This is a genomic window from Rhodopseudomonas sp. BR0G17, assembly GCF_010907025.1.
In the GTDB taxonomy this organism is placed as follows: Bacteria; Pseudomonadota; Alphaproteobacteria; order Rhizobiales; family Xanthobacteraceae; genus Rhodopseudomonas; species Rhodopseudomonas palustris_H.
Window position 1 is genome coordinate 1 of the sequence record NZ_QUML01000025.1, and the last position, 19137, is coordinate 19137.

Consider the following 19137-nt stretch of genomic DNA (forward strand, 5'->3'; position numbering starts at 1 on the left):
CGCGGCCTCGCTCGGCGCGTCGCCGGCGCGGCGGTTCGTCGATGTCATCGTGCCGAATGCGATGCCGGGCATTCTGGCCGGCGCCCTGATGGTGGTGACGCTGTCACTCGGCGAGTTCAATCTCACCTGGATGCTGCACACGCCGCTGACCAAGACGCTGCCGGTGGGCCTCGCCGACAGCTACGCGTCGATGCGGCTCGAAGTCGCCTCGGCCTACACGCTGATCTTCTTCATCATGATCGTCCCATTGCTGGCGGCGATGCAATTGCTCGCGGAGCGGGAGCCGAAACGATGACGGCGGATGACGGACACGGCGCGGCGGTCGAGGTTGCGGCCTGCGGCAAGACCTTTGCGGACGGGACCCGCGCGCTGGAGCCGGCAAGCCTCAGCATCGCACGCGGCGAAACGCTGGTGCTGCTCGGTCCGTCCGGCTGCGGCAAGACCACGATGCTGCGGATCATCGCCGGGCTGGAGAGTCCGGATGCCGGGGGGCGCATCTTGTTTGACGGCGCAGATGTGACCTCGGTGCCGATCGAGAAGCGCAATGTCGGCATGGTGTTTCAGTCCTACGCGCTGTTTCCCAACATGACGGTGGCCGACAACATCGGCTACGGGCTCAAGATCCGGGGCGTCGCCAAGGCGGAGCGTGCCGCGCGGATCGCCGAACTGGTGGCGCTGACCAACATCGCCGGGCTTGAGCATCGGCGGATCGATCAGCTCTCCGGCGGCCAACGCCAGCGCGTCGCTCTCGCCCGCGCCGTGGCGATCCGTCCCGCGGTGCTGCTGCTCGACGAACCGCTCACCACGCTCGACGCGGCCTTGCGCGACAAGCTGCGCGGCGAACTCGACCGGCTGCTGCGCTCGCTCGGCATCACCACGATCTACGTCACCCACGATCAGGCCGAGGCGATGGCGCTCGGCGACCGCATCGTGGTGATGAGCAAGGGCGCGATCGCGCAGGTCGGCACGCCGCGCGAGATCTATTTCCGCCCGGCCACTCGGTTCGTTGCCGAGTTCGTCGGCGCTGCCAATATCATCGAGGCCGAGATCGCCGATGGGGCGCTGCGATTGCCGGGCGGACACTGGCGCGTCGCGGGCAGCAATAGCCACAGCCGCGCGCTCGCGATGATCCGCCCGGAGACGATCCGAATTGCGGCACCTGAGGCCGCGACGCTGCAGGGCGTGGTCGACAGCGTCAGTTTCGTCGGCGACCGCCAGCGCGTCGTGGTGTCCGGCGCAGCCGCGCGGCCACTGGCGATCGACGCACCGAACGCGCTGCCGATCCGGAGCGGCGATCGCATCGGCCTCGTGGCCGATCCCGAAGCCATCCGGCTGCTGCCCGAGCAACTGTGACGAACCAGAATGAGAAATCCGACCATGCCGCCGAAGCCGATTCTGATCGCCCAGATTTCAGACCTGCATATCAAGGCACCCGGCGAACTCGCCTACGGCAAGGTCGACACCGCGGCGGCGCTGACCCGCTGCGTCGCAGCGCTGAACGCGCTGACGCCGCGGCCCGACCTCGTGGTGATCTCCGGCGATCTGGTCGATACCCCAAGCGCTGAGGAATACGCGCATCTCGAACGACTGTTGGCGCCGCTGCAGATTCCGTTCGTTGCCGTACCGGGCAATCACGATTCCCGCGACCTGATGCGCACCGCGTTCGCCCAGCCAACGTTTCCAGCCGAGGGCCCGCTCAATCAGCTCTATCCCGTCGACGGGATCGATATCGTGCTGCTCGACTCCAATGTCCATGGACAGCCGCATGGCGAGCTCGATGCCGGGACGTTGCAGTGGCTCGAGGCGGTGCTGTCGTCGTCGGATCACCGGCCCGCCTTGCTGTTCCTGCATCATCCGCCCTTCGCCACCGGCATCTGGCACATGGATCGCCAGAACCTTCGCAACGCCGCGGAGTTCGCGACCCTCGTCGAGCGCTATCCGTGGGTGCGGCTGGTCGCTGCGGGCCACGTGCACCGCCCAACGGTGACCGGCTTTGCCGGGACTGTCGCGACGATCTGTCCGGCCCCCAATCATGCGGTGGCGCTGGATCTCGGCGAACAGCTCGTGCCCTCGTTTTGCGTCGAACCGCCGGCTTTTCATCTGCACACCTGGTTCGCCAAGCGCGGCGAACTCGTCACGCATCAGGTCCCGATCGGAGCGTTCGACGGCCCGCATCCGTTCTTCGGCGCCGACGGCAAACTTCTGTAAAGCCGTAGGAACCCTGCGGCATTAACGACGCTGCGGGAATTAGGAACAATTTTACCGAGGGAAACCTTTCGGGCCCGGAACGATCAAGAGGCTAAGCCCTTGATGATCGGTCGGGACGGTAGAGGGATGACTGAGGTGAGCAGGAGACCTGTTGTGCTGGTGGTCGAAGACGAACCGCTCCTGCGCATGAACGCCGTCGATATGATCGAGACGGCTGGATTCCAGGTGCTGGAGGCCGGATCGGCCGATGATGCCATCGCGATTCTTGAGAAGCGCGACGATATCCGCGTGGTGTTCACCGACATCCAGATTCCGGGCTCGATGGACGGCTTGAAGCTGGCCCGCGCTGTGCGCGGCCGATGGCCGCCGATCAAGATCGTCGCCACTTCGGGACGGGTGCATGTGACTGCGGATGATCTGCCGGATGGCGGCCGCTTTGTACCAAAGCCGTACACTCCCGAGCAGATTACCGGGTTGCTGCGAGAAATGTTGGCCTGAACCGGGATCGGGCCACGATGGCACTTGCCCGTGCGCTTTCCAAAATTTAATCGTATCGTTCTAGAAATAGGTCTTTTCGAGCTATCCTCCCGTCCCAGCTAAAGAATAAGGGAGGACGGACTAGGATATCATGAAACGGCCACTGATCATTTTCTGCCTGCTGAGCGTGGTCGCCGCCGCGGCGTACTTTTCATTCAGCCATTGGGCGATCAGGCACGAGACGCTGACCTTCTTCGACGAAGCGCGCGGTCGTCCGGTCGCGATCGATCTCGCAGTGCGGCGAGACGCCGAAATGAAGGCTGAGGCCGGAATGGTCACGCTGCCGGTCGCGGTGGTCAGCCACGGCAACACCGTCAAGAACACCGAATACTCGTTCCTGGCCAACGTGCTCGCCGCCCGCGGCTATCTGGTCGCCAGCATCCAGCACGATCTCCCCGACGACAAGCCGCTGATGACGGTGGCCGGCTCGCTCTATGTCGGGCGCCTGGCCGTGTATGAGCGCGGCGAGCAGAACATCTTCTTCGCCCTCAAGGAGCTGAAGAGGCTCGAGCCCAACGCCGACTACGATCATCTCACTCTGGTCGGCCATTCCAATGGCGGCGACATCTCGATGTTCTTCGCCCAGCAGCACCCCGAAATGGTGCGGCGCGTGGTGACGCTGGACAATTTGCGGGTGCCGTTCGTGACCTCCGGCTTCGCCAAGATCCTGTCGTTCCGGTCCAAGGATCCGCAGTTCAAGACCGACCCCGGCGTGCTGCCCGATGCCAAGACAGCCAAGGAGGCCGGCATCGAAATCATCGACACCGGCGCCCAGCACACCGAGCTGAGCGACCGCGGCCCGGACAGCGTCAAGGCGCGGATTCAGTCGACGCTCGACAAATTCTTGTCCGACGAGGGCAGCAGCAAGTTGCAGCCGCTCGACGTGCAGAAGGACATCAAGCGGATGTACAACGATCCGCGGGCGATGGGTCCGTAGCGCAAGCGCTGGCGTGTTTAGTGCCGGGCCGATAAACGAAAGGGCCTCGCGCCGACGCGGCCGAGACCCTTCCAAAATACTGTTACTGCGCGCGAATTAGCGCCAGAACAGCGCCAGCAGAATGATGATCGGCAGCGGGATCCCGATCAGCCACATCAACGCGCCTTTTCCGAAAGTCATGTCTCATCCTCCAGTCATCCAACCTGGGGCGATAACCGTGTCACTCGCGAACTGTTCCGCGCAGGCGCCCTCGTTCGAACAACTCATCCGGATGCCGTCTTGACGGCCGACCCGCGGCGGGCGAGGGATCGGACCTGATCTGAAGTCATGGAGTGCAAGATGGCTGCGAAGGTGAGCCCGCTGGCGGGCAAGACCGTCGATCCCAACAGTCTGGTCAACGTCCCGCGGCTGGTGACGGCGTATTTCGCCGGCAAGCCGGACCCTGGGGTGGCGACCGAGCGGGTGGCGTTCGGCACCTCCGGGCATCGCGGTTCGTCGCTCAACAATGCCTTCAATGAGAACCATATCGTGGCGGTGAGCCAGGCGGTGTGCGATCATCGCCGCGCCGCCGGCATCACCGGTCCGTTGTATATCGGCATCGACACCCATGCGCTGGCCGAGCCGGCGCTGGTCAGCGCGCTCGAAGTCTTCGCCGCCAACGAAATCGACGTCGTGATCGACGACCGCGGTGGTTACACGCCGACCCCGGTGATCTCGCACGCGATCCTCACCCACAATCGCGGCCGCACCGACGGCTTTGCCGACGGCGTGGTAGTGACCCCGTCGCACAATCCGCCCGAGGACGGCGGCTTCAAGTACAATCCGCCGAACGGCGGCCCGGCCGATACCGACATCACCTCGGCAGTCGAGAAGGCCGCCAATGCGATGCTCGAAAACGGGCTGAAGGGCGTCAAGCGGATCTCCTACGATCGCGCCCGCAAGGCGGCTTGCGTGCATCGCCGCGACTACATCACGCCCTATGTCGAGGACCTCGCCAATGTGGTCGACATGGAGGCGATCCGCAGCTCGGGCGTCAAGCTCGGCATCGATCCGCTCGGCGGCGCCGCGGTGCATTACTGGCACCCGATCATCGAGCGCTACAAGCTCGACGCCAAGGTGGTCAGCGACGCGGTCGATCCGACCTTCCGCTTCATGACCGCGGATTGGGACGGCAAGGTGCGGATGGACTGCTCGTCGCCTTACGCGATGGCGCGGCTGATCGGGATGCGCAACGATTTCGACGTGGCGTTCGCCAATGACACCGACGCCGACCGCCACGGCATCGTCACCCGCTCGAGCGGGCTGATGAATCCGAACCACTACCTGTCGGTCGCGATTGCGTATCTGTTCGCACACCGGCCGCATTGGGGCCGCGACGCCGCGATCGGAAAGACCGCGGTATCGAGCGCGATGATCGATCGCGTCGCCAACAAGATCGGCCGCAAGGTGGTCGAGACTCCGGTCGGCTTCAAATGGTTCGTTGACGGACTGATCGGTGGCAGCTTCGGCTTCGCCGGCGAGGAGAGCGCCGGCGCTTCGTTCCTGCGCCGCGACGGCAGCGTCTGGACCACCGATAAGGACGGCATCATCCTTGGGCTGCTCGCGGCCGAAATCACAGCGGTGAGCAAGGCCGACCCGGGCGAATTGTATCAGCGCCTCACCGCAGAACTCGGCGCGCCGTTCTATGCGCGGATCGATGCGGCGGCGTCGCCGGCCCAGAAGGCGCTGTTCAAGACCCTGACCGCCGAGAAGCTCGGCATCACCCAGCTTGCCGGCGAGCCGGTCACCGCGACGCTGACCAAGGCGCCTGGCAACGGCCAATCGATTGGCGGCGTCAAGGTCACCACCGCGAACGGCTGGTTCGCGGCGCGTCCGTCTGGCACCGAGGACGTCTACAAGATCTACGCCGAGAGCTTCGTCAGTGCCGATCACCTCAGCAAGATCCAACACGAAGCCCAGGCCGCCCTCAGCGCAATGTTCGCCGCAGGTTGACGCGCGACAACGTTGGAACCGGCAAGCCGGGCGATGTCTGCCAGATAAATTGTCATCGCTTCACTCCGTCATTGCGAGCGAAGCGAAGCAATCCAGACCTCTACGCACGACGCTGGATTGCTTCGTCGCTTTGCTCCTCGCAATGACGGACTGCGCCGCCAACGTGTGAGGTCGACCGTGTCCGGCTGGACTGAATTCGTCGCCGCCTTCGCCGTGTTCCTGCTCAGCCACGCGATTCCGGTGCGGCCGGCGGTGCGGACGAGGCTGGTCGGTGCGCTCGGCGAGCGCGGCTTCCTGATCGCCTACAGCATCGAGTCGTTGGTCGTGCTGACCTGGCTGATCGTCGCCACCGAGCGGGCGCCGTTCGTCGAGCTGTGGCCGTTCGAGACCTGGCAGATGTGGGTGCCGAACCTGGCGCTGCCGCTCGCCTGCCAGTTTGCGGCGTTCGGCATCGGAGCCGCCAATCCGCTGTCGTTCGGCGGCGATCCGCGGAAAATATTCGATCCGCAACACCCCGGCGTCGTCGGCATCGTCCGGCATCCGCTGTTGTGGGCGATCGGCCTCTGGGCCGGCGCGCATGTCGTGCCGAACGGTGACATCGCGCATGTGCTGCTGTTCGGCTTCTTCGCGATGATCGCGCTGGTCGGCATGATGATCATCGACCGCCGCAAGCGGCGCCAGCTCGGCGCCGAGCGCTGGGCGGAACTTGCGGCGCGCACCTCGTTCTGGCCGTTCGCGGCGCTGATCAGCGGCCGCTTCAAGCCGCAGCGCTGGCGGATCAGCCTCTTGCGGTTCGGCATCGGCATCGCGGCGTGGCTGTCGCTGCTGCTGCTGCATCCGCTGGTGATCGGCGTCTCGCCGCTGCCCTAACCGGCAGTCTCAGCCGTCATTGCGAGCGCAGCGAAGCAATCCAACTTCGTCCACTGAGCTGGAACTGTTCGTCCGACTCGCAGTGACAGACGATGCTGTTCCCTGCAAATCGTTCGCGAGTTTGTGCTGGCACAACCAGCGCTGGACGCCGCGCTCCTACACAGGATGAGCCGGCAATGCACCGCCGGTGTCAGTTCCGGTGGACCGCGATGAGCAGCACGACGATCGAATCTTCCGCAGCCGGCCCCGCCAAGCGCAAGCCGGTGCCGCGCTATCCGTTGCAGAGCCGCTTGACCATCCTGTCGGCCGGCTTCCGTCCGTTCTTTCTGCTCGGCGCGATCTTCGCCGCGGTCGCGGTGCTGCTGTGGTTGCCGGTATATCACGGCGAGCTGACGCTGCAGACCGCGTTCGCGCCGCGCGATTGGCACGTCCACGAGATGCTGTACGGCTATCTCCCAGCGGTGATCACCGGCTTCCTGCTCACCGCGATTCCGAATTGGACCGGACGCCTGCCGCTGCAGGGTGCGCCGCTGGCGACGCTGGCGGTGGTGTGGCTCGCCGGACGGCTGGCGGTGACGTTCTCGGCCGACACCGGCTGGCTCGCCGCGCTGCTGATCGATGCCTGCTTCCTGCTGCTGGTGGCGCTTGCGGCGCTGCGCGAGATCATCGCCGGGCGGAACTGGCGCAACCTCAACGTCGTCGCGCTGCTGACGCTGCTGCTAGTCGGCAACGTCGCATTCCATCTCGAAGCGCATTTCGGCGGCACTGCCGACTACAGCATCCGGATCGGCATCGCGGTGGTGATCATGCTGATCTCGCTGATCGGCGGCCGTATCACGCCGAGCTTCACCCGCAACTGGCTGGTGCGCGCAAATCCCGGCCGGCTGCCGCAGCCGTTCAACAAGCTCGACATGGTGATCGTCGCGTTCAGCGGCCTGACGCTGGTGCTGTGGGTTGCGATGCCGTTCAGCCCGATCAGCGGCTCGGCCTTACTGATCGCCGGCGTGCTGCATCTGGTCCGGCTGGCGCGCTGGGCCGGCGACCGCACCGTCAAGGAGAAGCTGCTGCTGGTGCTGCATGTCGGCTATTTGTTCATCCCGCTCGGCTTCCTTTTGACCTCAGCGGCGGCGTTCGGGCTGATCCCGGTCAGCGCAGGCATCCACGCCTGGATGGTCGGCGGCGCCGGCGTGATGACGCTGGCGGTGATGACCCGCGCATCGCTCGGCCACACCGGCCAGCAACTCACCGCCTCGCTGCCGACGCAGGGGATCTATCTGGCCGCCCTGTTCGCCGTCACCGCGCGGATCGCGGCGGCGCTACTACCGGCCTGGAGCGATCCGCTGCTGCATCTGGCGGCGCTCGGCTGGGCCACCGCCTTCCTCGGCTTTGCGCTGAGCTATGGCCCGACGCTGCTCGCCCGCGGCAAGCCGCACTGATCCGCCCGAACCTTCACTCACTCCAACCAGGATAAAGCCATGACCGAAGCCGCCACCACGACCGAACGCGTGCTCGACGTCCGCGAGATCCCGCCTTATCAGCGCCACGAGATCATCCCGCGGCTGTTCGATCACCTGGCGCCCGGACAGGCGATGCAGATCGTGGTCGATCACGATCCGCGGCCGCTCCGCCAGTTCTTCGCGTCGGTCCACGGCGACGATTGCCAGTGGACTTATCTGGAGCAGGGACCGGAGGTGTGGCGCGTGCAGCTCCGCCGCGCCGCGTAGCACTCAACGTGCGCCGAACCGGGCGATGTCCTCGTCCGAATAGCCGGCCTGCTGCAGCACCGTCTTGGTGTGCTCGCCGAGCCGCGCCACCCGCGGGTTCGGCGACGGATTGGCCGACGACATCCTGAACGGCAGGTTGAGCACCTTGAAGCTGCCGGCATCGTCGTAAACTTCGGCGAGTGCCTTGCGATGTTCAGTCTGCGGATCGGCCATCGCCTCGGCGACGGTGCGATAGGCCGAGCAGGGCACACCGAACTTGTCGAGCGCGGCGAGGCATTGCTTCGACGTCAGCTTGCTCGACCAGCTCGTCTCGACCGTGTCCATCAGTTCGCCCCAGTTGAGGCGGCGGTCGGCGTATTTTTCGAACCGTGGATCGGTGATCAGGTCGGGTCGCTCGGCCGCCAGCATGAAGCTGCGGAACGATTTCTCGCTGGCGACGGCGATCATCACATAGCCGTCGGAGGTTTCGACCGGGCCGAATTGCGGCCGCGCCGGCAGCGTCACCGGAAACTGCGACCACTGCATCTCGTTCAGCGTCAGCGTCAGCATCGCCTCCAGCATCGACACGTCGATGTGCTGACCCTCGCCGGTGCGGACTCGCTGATACAGCGCCGAGGTAATCGCCCCATAGGCGTAGATCCCGCTGACGACGTCGGCGAGATAGATGCCGCAATAATCCGGGCGGTCGCGGCCGGGCTGATAGGCGAGGTGCGCGAGGTCGAAGCCGGATGCGGCATGGATCGCCGGCGCGTAGGCGGGCAGTTCCGCGGATGGTCCGGTCTGGCCGTAGCCGGAGATCGAGCAGTAGATCAGCTCGGGATTGAAGCCACGCAGCGACGCGTAGTCCATCTGCAGCCGCTGCATCACGCCGGGGCGGAAGTTCTCGACCAGGATGTCGGCGCCGGCGACCAGCCGCTGCACCGCTTCGAGACCGTCGGGCGATTTCAGGTCGAGCACGATGCTCTTCTTGCCGACGTTGAGCTGACCGAATGCGGTGCTGCAGGCCTCGCGCACCGGCGGCCGGTTCCGCATGGTGTCGCCGTCGGCGGCTTCGATCTTGATCACCTCGGCGCCCATGTCGGACAGCATCCGGGTGCAGTGCGGGCCGGCGATGGTGGTGGAGAAATCGAGCACGCGGAGCCCCTCGAGGGCCTTGGCGTTGGCGGAGGTGGCCAGCGGTTTCTGCGTCCGCGTTTCGACGGTCATTCGGTCTCCCCTGATCCTCCCCGTTCTAGGCGCGACGCGTACAGCGCCAGCGCCCGCGGGAAGTTGCTTGCTCAATGAACAGCAGGCTAGCGGGTCGATCGAACAGGATCAACGGGGCGAAATGGAACGGACGCTATGGGTCCGAAAGCCAGCCCATGCTGAGCGCGAACCGCACCACCTCGACGCGGTTGTGGAAGCCGAGCTTGGCCATGCCGCGCGCCTTGTAGGTCTCGACGCTCTTGGCGCCGATCTGCAGCTTGGCGGCGATGGTCTTGTTGCTATGGCCGATCGCGGCGAGCCGCAGCACCTCGATCTCGCGGGTCGACAGTTCCGACACCGCGTTGTGTTCGTCGCCATTGTGCAGATGCGGCGTGGTACGCCCGATCGCACGGCCGGCAATCGCCGGATCAAGATAGATGCCGCCGCTGCCGACCGCATGGATGCCGCGGATCAGTTCGTCGGTGGCGGAGCGCTTCAGCACGTAGCCGGCGACGCCGAGGTCGAGCAGCTGGCGCAAGTAGGCGCCGTCTTCATGCACGGTCAGCACCAGCACGCGGCAGTCCGGACACGCGGCGAGGAACTTGCGCGCCACCTCGATGCCGTTGAGGCCGGGCATCGACAGATCGAGCACGGCGACGTCCGGCTTTAATTCCGTGGCGCGGCGGAGCGCGTTCGGGCCGTCGCTGGCCTCGCCGACCACTTCGAGTCCGGGATCGCCTGCGACCAGCGCCTTCATGCCGCTGAGCACCACCGGGTGATCGTCGGCGATAAACACGCGCAGTCGGGAAGGGGATTGCTGGTCCATCGCGGTTGCTTTCATCTGGTCACAGCGGAATGCGCGCGTACAGCGCAGTGCCCTTGCCGGGCGCGGATTCGATTTCGAGCGAGCCGCCGACCAATGTCAGCCGCTCACGGATGCCGAGCAGGCCCAGCCGTCCGGATGGCTGCTTGTGGCCGGCGGTGACGAAGCCGCAGCCGTCGTCCTCGACGATCATCGTCACCTGGTCGTCGCCGAGCTGCAGGATGACGCTGACGTGGCGGGCAGAGGCATGGCGCACGACGTTGGTGAGCGCTTCCTGCAGCACGCGGTACAGCGTCGTCTCGACTGGCGACGGCAGCCGGCGCGAGCCGAGGGTCATGTGCAGGTCGAACTCGATGCTCGACTTCTCGCTCCAGGAGTCGAGCAGGTTCTGGATCGCGGTCTGGATGCCGAGGTCGTCGAGCGCGGTGGGGCGGATTTCCCAGGCGAGGCGATTGGCCTGGCGGCCGACATCGGCGGTCAGGCTCTTCATCTCGGCGATGCGCTGCTGCAATTCGGGATTGTCGCCGGCGGCCTGGCCGAGTTTGTCGAAGCCGAGCTGTAACAGCGTCAGCGACTGTCCCAGCGTGTCGTGCAGTTCGCGGGCGATCCGCAGCCGTTCGGCTTCCTGATCTTCGACTGTCCTGCGCAGCACCTTGGATAGGTCCGCCTCGACCAGCACCCGCCGCCGCTTCTCTTCCTGCAGCGTCTTGGCGACGTCCTTGGAGCGGCTCAGGCCGAGCTCGACCTGGCGCATCAGCTGTTCCTGAAGCAGCTGCGCCGAGCGCCGCTCGCGGGCGATGCCGTCGATCCGGCGCAGCACGACGTCGAGCAGCGACTCGCGGAGCCGGTGCGCCGCATCGATTTCGGCGTCGCGCCACGGCTCGCCGTGCAGCCGCACCGACTCTTGCCAACTCGAAGCACAGCCTTTGGGCGTTCGGCTGCCATCGGCACCGACGCCGACCGGCTTGTTGGGCATGCCGGCCCAGGTGACGACGCGAACCACTTCGGGGCGGAACCACAGCACGTAGTTGTGCGGCGTATTGGACAGCGACAGCGCCAAAAGTCCGCTGGCGCAGCCGGCGAACGCCTTGGCGGGCGGATAGGCCAGCGCCAGGCAGTCGGTGTGATAGACGCCGTCGTGCGCAACGCCGTGCAGCCATCCCATCATCGCGGCGACCTGCGCAGGACCCGGTGTCGCGCCGATCCCGGTGAACTGGCCGTCGATCCACAGGCCGACGCCGGCGGCCGGAATGAAGTCGAGCAGGTTCGGATAGAACCGGATCAGCCCTTCGGCGAGATCCGACTCCTGACTCATCCGCGTGACCAGCTCTTCGTGGATGCGCGTGCTACGCAGCCGCGCGGCGAGCTGATCGGCGGCGAGCCGCGCCTCGAGCTGCAACGACGCCATTTCGGCGAACAGCGCACAGGCTTCTCGCATCCGGTAGGGCAGAAATCGTGGGGTGCCGTGATGGCAGACGATCAAGCCCCATACTTCGCCTTCGACCACCAGCGACAGCGAGAGCGACGCGGCGACGCCGAGCTGGGCCAGATACAGCCGGTGCTCGGGGGAGCAACTGCGGATCGCGCTGAACGAGAGATCAAGTGCGGTGCCGCTGCGCGGACTGTGCGCCGGCACCAGCGGTGCAGCGGGCGCGTGAACGTCGGGCTGCACCCGAATCCGGCTGGCAGGCCCCGGCCGATGTGGAATGTCCGGTTGCGGATCGCGCAGGCCGAGGAACGGGCTCGCATCGGGATCGCGCGCTTCGGCGATCACGTCGGCGCTGCCTTCCGGCGCGAAGCGGTACACCATCACCCGGTCGAAGCCGGTCACGTTGCGGAGCTCAGCGGCCATCGCGTCGAAGAAGGCCTGCAGGTTCGGCGCCGGCCGGACCCGCCGGATCATCGACTGCACCAACGCGAGCGAATTCTCCGGCGCGGGTTCGCGCCGCGGATCGAGCTCCACGACCAGCAGCCCCGAGGCGTGGTGGACGATGACATCGATCGGCGTGGCGTCCGGCGCGCTCAGCGTGAAGACGTGCTGCGGCCGTTCGATCGCTCGCTCTGCAGCGGCAAGCGTCTGCAGCCGTGCGATCTGGTCGGACGAGAACACACTCGAAGCGGCAGTGCCCGGCAACAGATCCGCGGCCGCGCCGAGCAGCGATTCGGTCGCGCCGGCGGCGTGGATGATGGTCAAATCCGCCGGGGCCAGCGCCAGCAGTGCGGCGTGGGGCTGAATCGCACCGGGCAGGACCTCTGTACGCGTCCCACCGGCGAGGGTGATCGGGTCGAAGTCCGAGACCCTGAACCCGGCAGAATTGTCAAGGCCAGAGTACATCACAATCTACTCAATTTTCCGTGTCCGGGACTCGTCGGACCGGTTTGAGGATGTCCGGTATGACACGGACAGTCGTCAGTGTCATGTTAAATTGACAAAGATGTGTGTCAGGATAGTCTTACAATCACTCGGATGTGATCAGGGCGTGAGTCCTCGTCATCCGAGGGCTGGAAGCATCCACATCGGTCTGCTCCAACGCGAGGCGACTCGTCGTTGTCCAGAGGGCGGGTGCAGGAGCGAACAGGGAATGCTGAGACCAAGCGAACAAATGTTCGGCGTAGCAGCAATCAACCTACGTGCAGGTTCAGCACGACACTGATCGTAAGTCTCTCAGGAGGATTTACTATGGCAGACGATCCCAACAAGGTCTGGCCGACCGGTCTGACGATCGCGGAATCGGAAGAGCTCCACAAGCATGTGATCGACGGCACGCGCATTTTCGGCGCGATCGCCATCGTCGCTCACTTCCTGGCGTATGTTTACTCGCCCTGGCTGCACTAAGGAGTACGTAAGATGAATCAAGGTCGTATTTGGACTGTTGTGAAGCCGACCGTTGGTCTTCCGCTCCTGCTCGGCAGCGTGACCGTGATCGCGATCCTGGTGCACTTTGCTGTTCTCAGCAACACCACCTGGTTCTCGAAGTACTGGAACGGCAAGGCCGCGGCGATCGAGAGCTCGGTCTCCATCGGCTAATTCAGCTTCTTTCGAAGCTGTTGTGGCTGGACCGGGATCCAAGGGTCCCGGTCGCTTGCTTTGTAGCCGGAGCGGGGTGCGGACATTTGATCTGCCGCAGTTCATCTTTGGTCGCAAAGTGGTGCTGTTCGATCGGACACCGGCGGATCTGACCGCCGGGCTCACGCAAGCTGGAATCGCTGCACGATGAACACAGTCAGCCAAAAGATGATGAAGGTCTGGTCCTCGCTTGGGCCGCGCTTTCTGCCTTTCGCGGATGCGGCCACGCCGGATCTGCCTCTATCCCGGTTGCTGCGCCTGTCGCTGTTTCAGGTCGCAGTCGGCATGTCGCTGGTGCTGCTGGTCGGCACCCTGAACCGGGTGATGATCGTCGAACTCAACGTGCCGGCCTCGATCGTCGGCGTGATGGTTTCGCTGCCTTTGATCTTTGCGCCGTTCCGGGCGCTGATCGGCTTCAAATCCGACGTTCATAAATCTGCGCTGGGCTGGCGCCGCGTGCCGTTCCTGTACAAGGGCACGATGGTGCAGTTCGGCGGCCTCGCCATTCTGCCGTTCGCGCTGCTGGTTCTGTCCGGCGGCGGCGACTCGGCGCAGGCCCCCGTCTGGGTTGGACAGGTTGCAGCCGCCGCGGCATTTCTGCTGATCGGCGCCGGCGTGCACACCACCCAGACCGTCGGCCTCGCACTCGCGACCGACCTGTCGCCGCCGGAGTCGCGGCCGAAGGTGGTCGGCCTGATGTACACCATGCTGATGTTCGGCATGATCGCGAGCGCGATCATCTTCGGTGTGCTGCTCGCCGAGTTTTCGCCCGGGCGCCTCATTCAGGTGATCCAGGGCTCTGCCGTCGTCACCATCGTGCTCAACGGCATCGCGTCCTGGAAGATGGAAGCGCGCCGCCGCGACAATCCCAATCTGGTGACCGCGCATCCTGAGGCGCCGAGCGGTGGCTTCCGCGAGTCGTGGGACGCTTTCATTCAAGGTCCGAACGCGATGCGCCGGCTGATCGCCGTCGGCTTCGGTACCATGGCGTTCAGCATGGAAGACGTGCTGCTCGAACCATATGGCGGTCAGATCCTGCATCTGAGCGTCGGCGACACCACCAAGCTCACCGCAGCGCTGGCGGTCGGTGGTCTGTTCGGCTTCGGCTACGCCTCGCGCGTGTTGAGCCGCGGTGCTGATCCGTTCCGGATGGCGAGCTTCGGCGCGCTGGTCGGTATTCCGGCATTCCTTGCGGTGATCTTCTCTGCCGATCTGTCGTCGAGCACGGCCTCTGCGCTGGTGTTCGGCTTCGGTACGCTGATGATCGGCTTCGGTGCCGGTCTGTTCGGCCACGGCACGCTGACCGCGACGATGAACGCTGCGCCGAAGGATCAGGTCGGTCTCGCACTGGGCGCCTGGGGCGCTGTGCAGGCTTCGGCCGCCGGTATCGCTATCGCGCTCGGTGGTATTCTTCGCGACGTGGTAACCGCTTATGCGCCGCACGGTTGGGGCGGCGCCGCAGCGGGTTATCACTTTGTCTATTACCTCGAACTAGTGTTGCTCATTGCCACGCTGGTGACGATGTTCCCTCTGACACGGCGGCGGGAGCCGATTCTGATGCAGGGCCAGTTGCGCGGGTCCTGAGAGTGAGACGGAGTAGCTATGACCCACATCATCACCCGCTTGTATGACTCGAGCAGCCGCCTGTCGGCACTCGAGAGCGATTTGAAGAGCAATTCCTTCAAATACGCGGTGGTCACGGCCGGCCGTTCGTCCACCGAAGAGACTGCTGCCGCGCTTCTCAAGGCCGGCGTGTCGCGCGCGGAAGCCGCGACCTATGCCGACTATCTCAAGAAGGGTGGCGTCGTCGTCGCGGCGCAGGCCGAGTTCGGCTACGGCGCGAAACTGACCAAGATTCTCGACGGCTACGGGCCGAACCCGATCAGCCTGAAGTCGTCGTCCTCGTCGCGTGCCGCCGAACAGAGCGATGCCGCGCCGTTCTCGAATTTGATCCACGCGCCGGTGCTGCTTGAGACCTCCGGCCCGTACAAATCCTATTCCGGTGACTTGCTGCTGGTCGACAGCGACAAGACCTTCTCTGGTACGCCGCTGGTTATCAGCAGCGATGGCCCGTATCAGTCGTTCTCCGGAACACCGTTGTTGCTCGACAGCAGCGGCCCATACAAGTCCTTCTCAGGGACTCCTCTGTTGCTGGACACCAGCGGTCCGTACAAGTCGTACTCGGGCGAGCCGCTGTTGATCAACAACTCCACACCCTTCTCCTCCTGGCTGGGCCTGCCAGTGCTACTCTAAGTAAAGGAATCGACCATGAGCGAAGAATACAAAGGACACTCTGGACATCCGCTGATCCTCAAGCAGGAAGGCGAATACAAGAGCTATTCCGGTGAGCCGCTGATCCTGAAGCAGGAAGGCGAGTACAAGGGTTACTCCGGTACTCCGCTGATCCTCGAGCAGAAGGGCGAGTATCAGAGCTTTTCCGGCACCCCGCTGATCCTGAAGCAGGAAGGCGAATACCGGGGCTTCTCCGGCGCGCCGCTGATCCTGAAGCAGGAAGGCGAGTACAAGTCGTTCTCCGGCTATCCGCTGCTGCTCAACATCTGAGCCAGCCGGCCTTACAGGTCCCATGACGCCGCGGGCAGCAATGCCCGCGGCGCCGTGCTTTTGGGTCGCAAGAAAATGCTGGGCAAACGCGCGCCCAGCGGTCAATCTGTTTCCAACGACACAAAAAAAGTCGAGGAAACATGACCCACTCTGCTTCCGCTGCGTCCAGCAGCGCCGCGGCGTCCGCGCCGTTCAGCGGCCCCGCTCCCCATCCCGATTGCGAACATGTCGACGTGCTGATCGTCGGCGCCGGAATTTCCGGCATTGGTGCCGCCTACCACCTGACGACGCAGTGTCCCGGTACCCGCTTTGCCGTGCTCGAAGCCCAGGACGGCTTCGGCGGTACCTGGCGAACCCACCGCTATCCTGGCATTCGCTCCGACAGCGACCTCTACACCTTCGGCTATCGCTTCAAGCCATGGACCGGAAAGCCGATCGCGACGGCTGCCGAAATCCGCGACTATCTCGGCGAGGTGATCGCCGAGCACGATCTCGACCGCCACATCCGCTACCGCCACCGCATCGTTTCGGCGAACTGGTCGAACGAGGATGCGTGCTGGACGATCGAGGCGCTGCGCGGCGAGGGCGGCGAGACCGTGCGCTTCACCGCCAACTTCCTCTGGATGTGCCAGGGCTACTACCGCCACAGCGAAGGCTATACCCCGGAATGGCCGGGCATGGCCGAGTTCAAGGGGCGGATCGTCCACCCGCAGACCTGGCCGGACGATCTCGACGTTGCCGGCAAGCGGGTGATCGTGATCGGGTCGGGCGCGACGGCTGCGACTCTGGTGCCGTCGATCGCCCCCAAGGCTGAGCACGTGACCGTCCTGCAGCGCTCGCCGACCTATTTCATTCCCGGCCGCAACAAGATCGAGATCGCCGACACGCTGCGCGAGCTCGGAATCTCCGAAGATTGGATTCACGAGATCGTCCGCCGCAAGATCCTGTTCGATCAGGCGACCTTCACCCGCCGCTCGATGAGCGAGCCCGAGGTGGTGAAGCAGGAATTGCTCGCCGGCGTTCGCGCCCATCTCGGCCCGGATGCAAATCTCGATCCGCACTTCACGCCGAGCTATCGGCCGTGGCGGCAACGCATCGCCTTCGTTCCCGATGGCGATCTGTTCAAGGCGATTGCATCCGGCAAGGCTTCGGTGGTCACCGACGAGATCGACCGCTTCACCGAGCAAGGTATCCGGCTGAAGTCGGGCGAGACGCTCGAGGCCGACATCGTTGTCACCGCGACCGGCTTCAATCTCAACGTGCTCGGCGACATCGCATTCTCGATCGACGGCAAGCCGCTCGATTTCGCCGAGACCGTGACCTATCGCGGCATGATGTTCACGGGCGTACCGAATATGGCGTGGGTGTTCGGCTATTTCCGCGCCAGTTGGACGCTCCGGGCCGATCTGGTCGCCGACTTCGTCTGCCGTCTGCTCAGCCACATGAAGCAGAACGGCCATCGCAGCGTGGTACCGGCGCTGCGGCCGGAAGACCGGGACATGGCGCTATTGCCGTGGATCGATCCGGAGAACTTCAATCCCGGTTACCTGATGCGCGGGATGCACTTGCTGCCCAAGCGCGGCGACAAGCCGGAATGGCAGCACAGCCAGGACTATTGGACCGAGAAGGATCAGTTCCCGGCGATCGATCTCGACGATCCGGCGTTTGTTTACGGCAGCTGATCTGCCGCAGAGGTCGCCTGCCGGTTCCGTGTGAGCGTGCCGGCAGGTCTCCGTCTTTAACTTTCGATTAACTCAGTTCGGTGGAACGCAGGGCCTCTTATCACTTCGTAGTTCTCCGATTCACACAGCCGTGAGGCGGCGAAAGCGCAACGAGTTCATGCGGTTCCGTACCGTGTGACATTGCGCCGCCGCCGTACGATGTTGTGCCGCACAATTCCGCGATTAATTTCCATTCATCAAGCGTGTCCACGATCGCGTTGCTGCGATCGGCAGCCGACGGTCGGCTGCGCATGACGAGGCGTCGGTGCCTCGCGGATGACACGAGACGGATTGAAGAGGTTATTTTGATGCGGGGATGGACCAAGCTGGGTTGGACGGCCGTTGCGCTCGCCGTCTTGGCGCCGGCGCTTGCCGGGTGCAAGGAACCGTCCGCCGCCAACGCTTCTGCGGCGGAGAAGCCCGAAGTCAGCATCGTCACCGTGAAGCCGCAGCCGCGCTCGATTGTGCGCGAACTGCCGGGCCGGATTGCGCCGATCCGGGTTGCCGACGTGCGGCCGCGCGTCTCCGGCATCATTCTGCGCCGGACGTTCCAGCAGGGCAGCGAGGTCAACGCCGGCGATCCGTTGTATCAGATCGATCCGCGCCCATTCGAAGTCGAGCTGCAGGCTGCCGAAGCTGCGCTCGCCAAGGCCACCGCCGCCCGCGATCAGGCCGACATGCACGCCAAGCGCGTCTCGATGCTGGCGAGCGAGCAGGCGGCGTCGCGCGCCGCCAACGAAGTCGCGACCACCAATCTGCGCCAGGCGGCGGCCGAAGTCGCTGTGCGCGAAGCCGAAGTCGCACGCGCCAAGCTCAATCTGGAATACGCCACCATCCGCGCGCCGATCAGCGGCCGGATCGGTGCGGCGCTGGTCAGCGAAGGCGCTCTCGTGGTCCAAAACGATGCCACCAGCCTCGCGACCATTCAGCAGCTCGACCACGTCTATGCCGACTTCACCCAGCCGGTGTCCGAGATGGCGCGGCTGCGCCGCGCGTTCGACTCCGGCGAGCTCGATCAGATCGCCGCCGATGCGGTGCGCGCTCACCTCGTGCTCGACGACGGCACGCACTATCCGGTGCACGGCAAGCTGCTGTTCTCCGACGCCAAGGTCGATGCCTACACCGGCCAGGTGACGCTGCGCGCCGAGTTCGACAATCCGAAGCGCGAGCTGCTGCCGGGCATGTATGTCCGGGTGCGGATCGAGCAGGGCATCGACGCCGACGCCCTGGCGGTGCCGGAGCAGGCGGTCCAGCGCAACAGCGGCGGCGGCAGCGAAGTGTTCGTCGTCAAGGACGACAACCGCGTCGCTGTGCAGGCGGTGCGGGTCGGCGCGCAGCAGGACGGCCATTATCTGGTGCTCGATGGCTTGAAGCCGGGCGAGCGGGTGGTGGTCGAAGGCTTCCAGAAATTCGCTGCGGGTGACACCGTGGTGCCGGTGAGCGTCAGTGATCGCCGGTCGGCGGCTGCCGCACCGACCACCACGGGTTCGGCGAACGCGGTGCGATAGGCG

General features: G+C 65.0%; 19 protein-coding genes. 16 read left to right on the forward strand and 3 right to left on the reverse strand.

Annotation, left to right across the window (positions count from 1 at the left end; all coding sequences use genetic code 11):
• The 9 genes from DY467_RS17965 to DY467_RS18005 all read left to right on the forward strand — a co-directional run.
• Positions 1 to 295: ABC transporter permease (locus DY467_RS17965; protein ID WP_164637985.1), on the forward strand; the 295-nt coding region annotated here is incomplete at its 5' end.
• Positions 292 to 1353 carry an ABC transporter ATP-binding protein gene (locus DY467_RS17970; RefSeq protein ID WP_164637987.1) on the forward strand — a complete coding sequence of 354 codons (1062 nt, stop codon included), beginning with the start codon at positions 292 to 294 and terminating at the stop codon, positions 1351 to 1353. The genes DY467_RS17965 and DY467_RS17970, both read left to right, overlap by 4 nt.
• A gap of 24 nt (positions 1354 to 1377) precedes the next feature.
• Entirely contained in the window at positions 1378 to 2208 is an 831-nt protein-coding gene (locus tag DY467_RS17975) for a phosphodiesterase (protein WP_164638055.1), read from the forward strand.
• Between the two features lie 102 nt (positions 2209 to 2310).
• The gene (locus tag DY467_RS17980; RefSeq protein ID WP_264075930.1) at positions 2311 to 2706 is read left to right on the forward strand and encodes a response regulator; all 396 of its coding nucleotides are present in this window, start codon (positions 2311 to 2313) and stop codon (positions 2704 to 2706) included.
• Between the two features lie 130 nt (positions 2707 to 2836).
• Complete coding sequence (locus tag DY467_RS17985; RefSeq protein WP_164572107.1) at positions 2837 to 3682, forward strand: alpha/beta fold hydrolase; 846 nt, start codon at positions 2837 to 2839, stop codon at positions 3680 to 3682.
• Positions 3683 to 4021: 339 nt separating this feature from the next.
• A complete protein-coding gene (gene pgm / locus DY467_RS17990; RefSeq protein WP_164637989.1) occupies positions 4022 to 5674 on the forward strand; it encodes a phosphoglucomutase (alpha-D-glucose-1,6-bisphosphate-dependent) in 1653 nt (550 codons plus the stop codon).
• Positions 5675 to 5851: 177 nt separating this feature from the next.
• On the forward strand, positions 5852 to 6544 hold the full coding sequence (locus DY467_RS17995; protein WP_164637991.1) for an NnrU family protein: 693 nt from the start codon (positions 5852 to 5854) through the stop codon (positions 6542 to 6544).
• A 209-nt stretch (positions 6545 to 6753) separates the two neighbouring features.
• A complete protein-coding gene (locus DY467_RS18000; protein WP_164637993.1) occupies positions 6754 to 7980 on the forward strand; it encodes an NnrS family protein in 1227 nt (408 codons plus the stop codon).
• Between the two features lie 39 nt (positions 7981 to 8019).
• Entirely contained in the window at positions 8020 to 8268 is a 249-nt protein-coding gene (locus tag DY467_RS18005; protein ID WP_107343510.1) for a DUF2249 domain-containing protein, read from the forward strand.
• A gap of 3 nt (positions 8269 to 8271) precedes the next feature.
• On the opposite strand, the gene DY467_RS18010 is transcribed toward DY467_RS18005, so the two are convergent.
• The 3 genes from DY467_RS18010 to DY467_RS18020 form a co-directional block, all read right to left on the reverse strand.
• Positions 8272 to 9474, reverse strand: a complete 1203-nt coding sequence (locus tag DY467_RS18010) for a CaiB/BaiF CoA transferase family protein (protein ID WP_164637995.1) — start codon at positions 9472 to 9474, stop codon at positions 8272 to 8274.
• A 133-nt stretch (positions 9475 to 9607) separates the two neighbouring features.
• On the reverse strand, positions 9608 to 10279 hold the full coding sequence (locus DY467_RS18015) for a response regulator transcription factor (protein WP_107346490.1): 672 nt from the start codon (positions 10277 to 10279) through the stop codon (positions 9608 to 9610).
• Positions 10280 to 10298: 19 nt separating this feature from the next.
• Positions 10299 to 12611, reverse strand: a complete 2313-nt coding sequence (locus tag DY467_RS18020) for a GAF domain-containing protein (RefSeq protein ID WP_164637997.1) — start codon at positions 12609 to 12611, stop codon at positions 10299 to 10301.
• A gap of 345 nt (positions 12612 to 12956) precedes the next feature.
• Here DY467_RS18020 and pufB point away from each other — a divergent pair, with 345 nt between their 5' ends.
• The 7 genes from pufB (at position 12957) to DY467_RS18055 (ending at position 19134) form a co-directional block, all read left to right on the forward strand.
• The gene (gene pufB, locus DY467_RS18025) at positions 12957 to 13112 is read left to right on the forward strand and encodes a light-harvesting antenna LH1, beta subunit (protein ID WP_011157052.1); all 156 of its coding nucleotides are present in this window, start codon (positions 12957 to 12959) and stop codon (positions 13110 to 13112) included.
• 12 nt (positions 13113 to 13124) lie between these two features.
• The gene (locus DY467_RS18030) at positions 13125 to 13304 is read left to right on the forward strand and encodes a light-harvesting protein (protein WP_011157053.1); all 180 of its coding nucleotides are present in this window, start codon (positions 13125 to 13127) and stop codon (positions 13302 to 13304) included.
• 186 nt (positions 13305 to 13490) lie between these two features.
• On the forward strand, positions 13491 to 14927 hold the full coding sequence (locus DY467_RS18035) for a PucC family protein (RefSeq protein WP_107343513.1): 1437 nt from the start codon (positions 13491 to 13493) through the stop codon (positions 14925 to 14927).
• 18 nt (positions 14928 to 14945) lie between these two features.
• On the forward strand, positions 14946 to 15596 hold the full coding sequence (locus DY467_RS18040) for a hypothetical protein (protein WP_164573230.1): 651 nt from the start codon (positions 14946 to 14948) through the stop codon (positions 15594 to 15596).
• 15 nt (positions 15597 to 15611) lie between these two features.
• On the forward strand, positions 15612 to 15905 hold the full coding sequence (locus tag DY467_RS18045; protein WP_107343515.1) for a hypothetical protein: 294 nt from the start codon (positions 15612 to 15614) through the stop codon (positions 15903 to 15905).
• Between the two features lie 140 nt (positions 15906 to 16045).
• A complete protein-coding gene (locus DY467_RS18050; RefSeq protein WP_205502514.1) occupies positions 16046 to 17587 on the forward strand; it encodes a flavin-containing monooxygenase in 1542 nt (513 codons plus the stop codon).
• Positions 17588 to 17934: 347 nt separating this feature from the next.
• Complete coding sequence (locus DY467_RS18055) at positions 17935 to 19134, forward strand: efflux RND transporter periplasmic adaptor subunit (protein WP_107354727.1); 1200 nt, start codon at positions 17935 to 17937, stop codon at positions 19132 to 19134.
• The last annotated feature ends 3 nt before the right edge of the window (positions 19135 to 19137 follow it).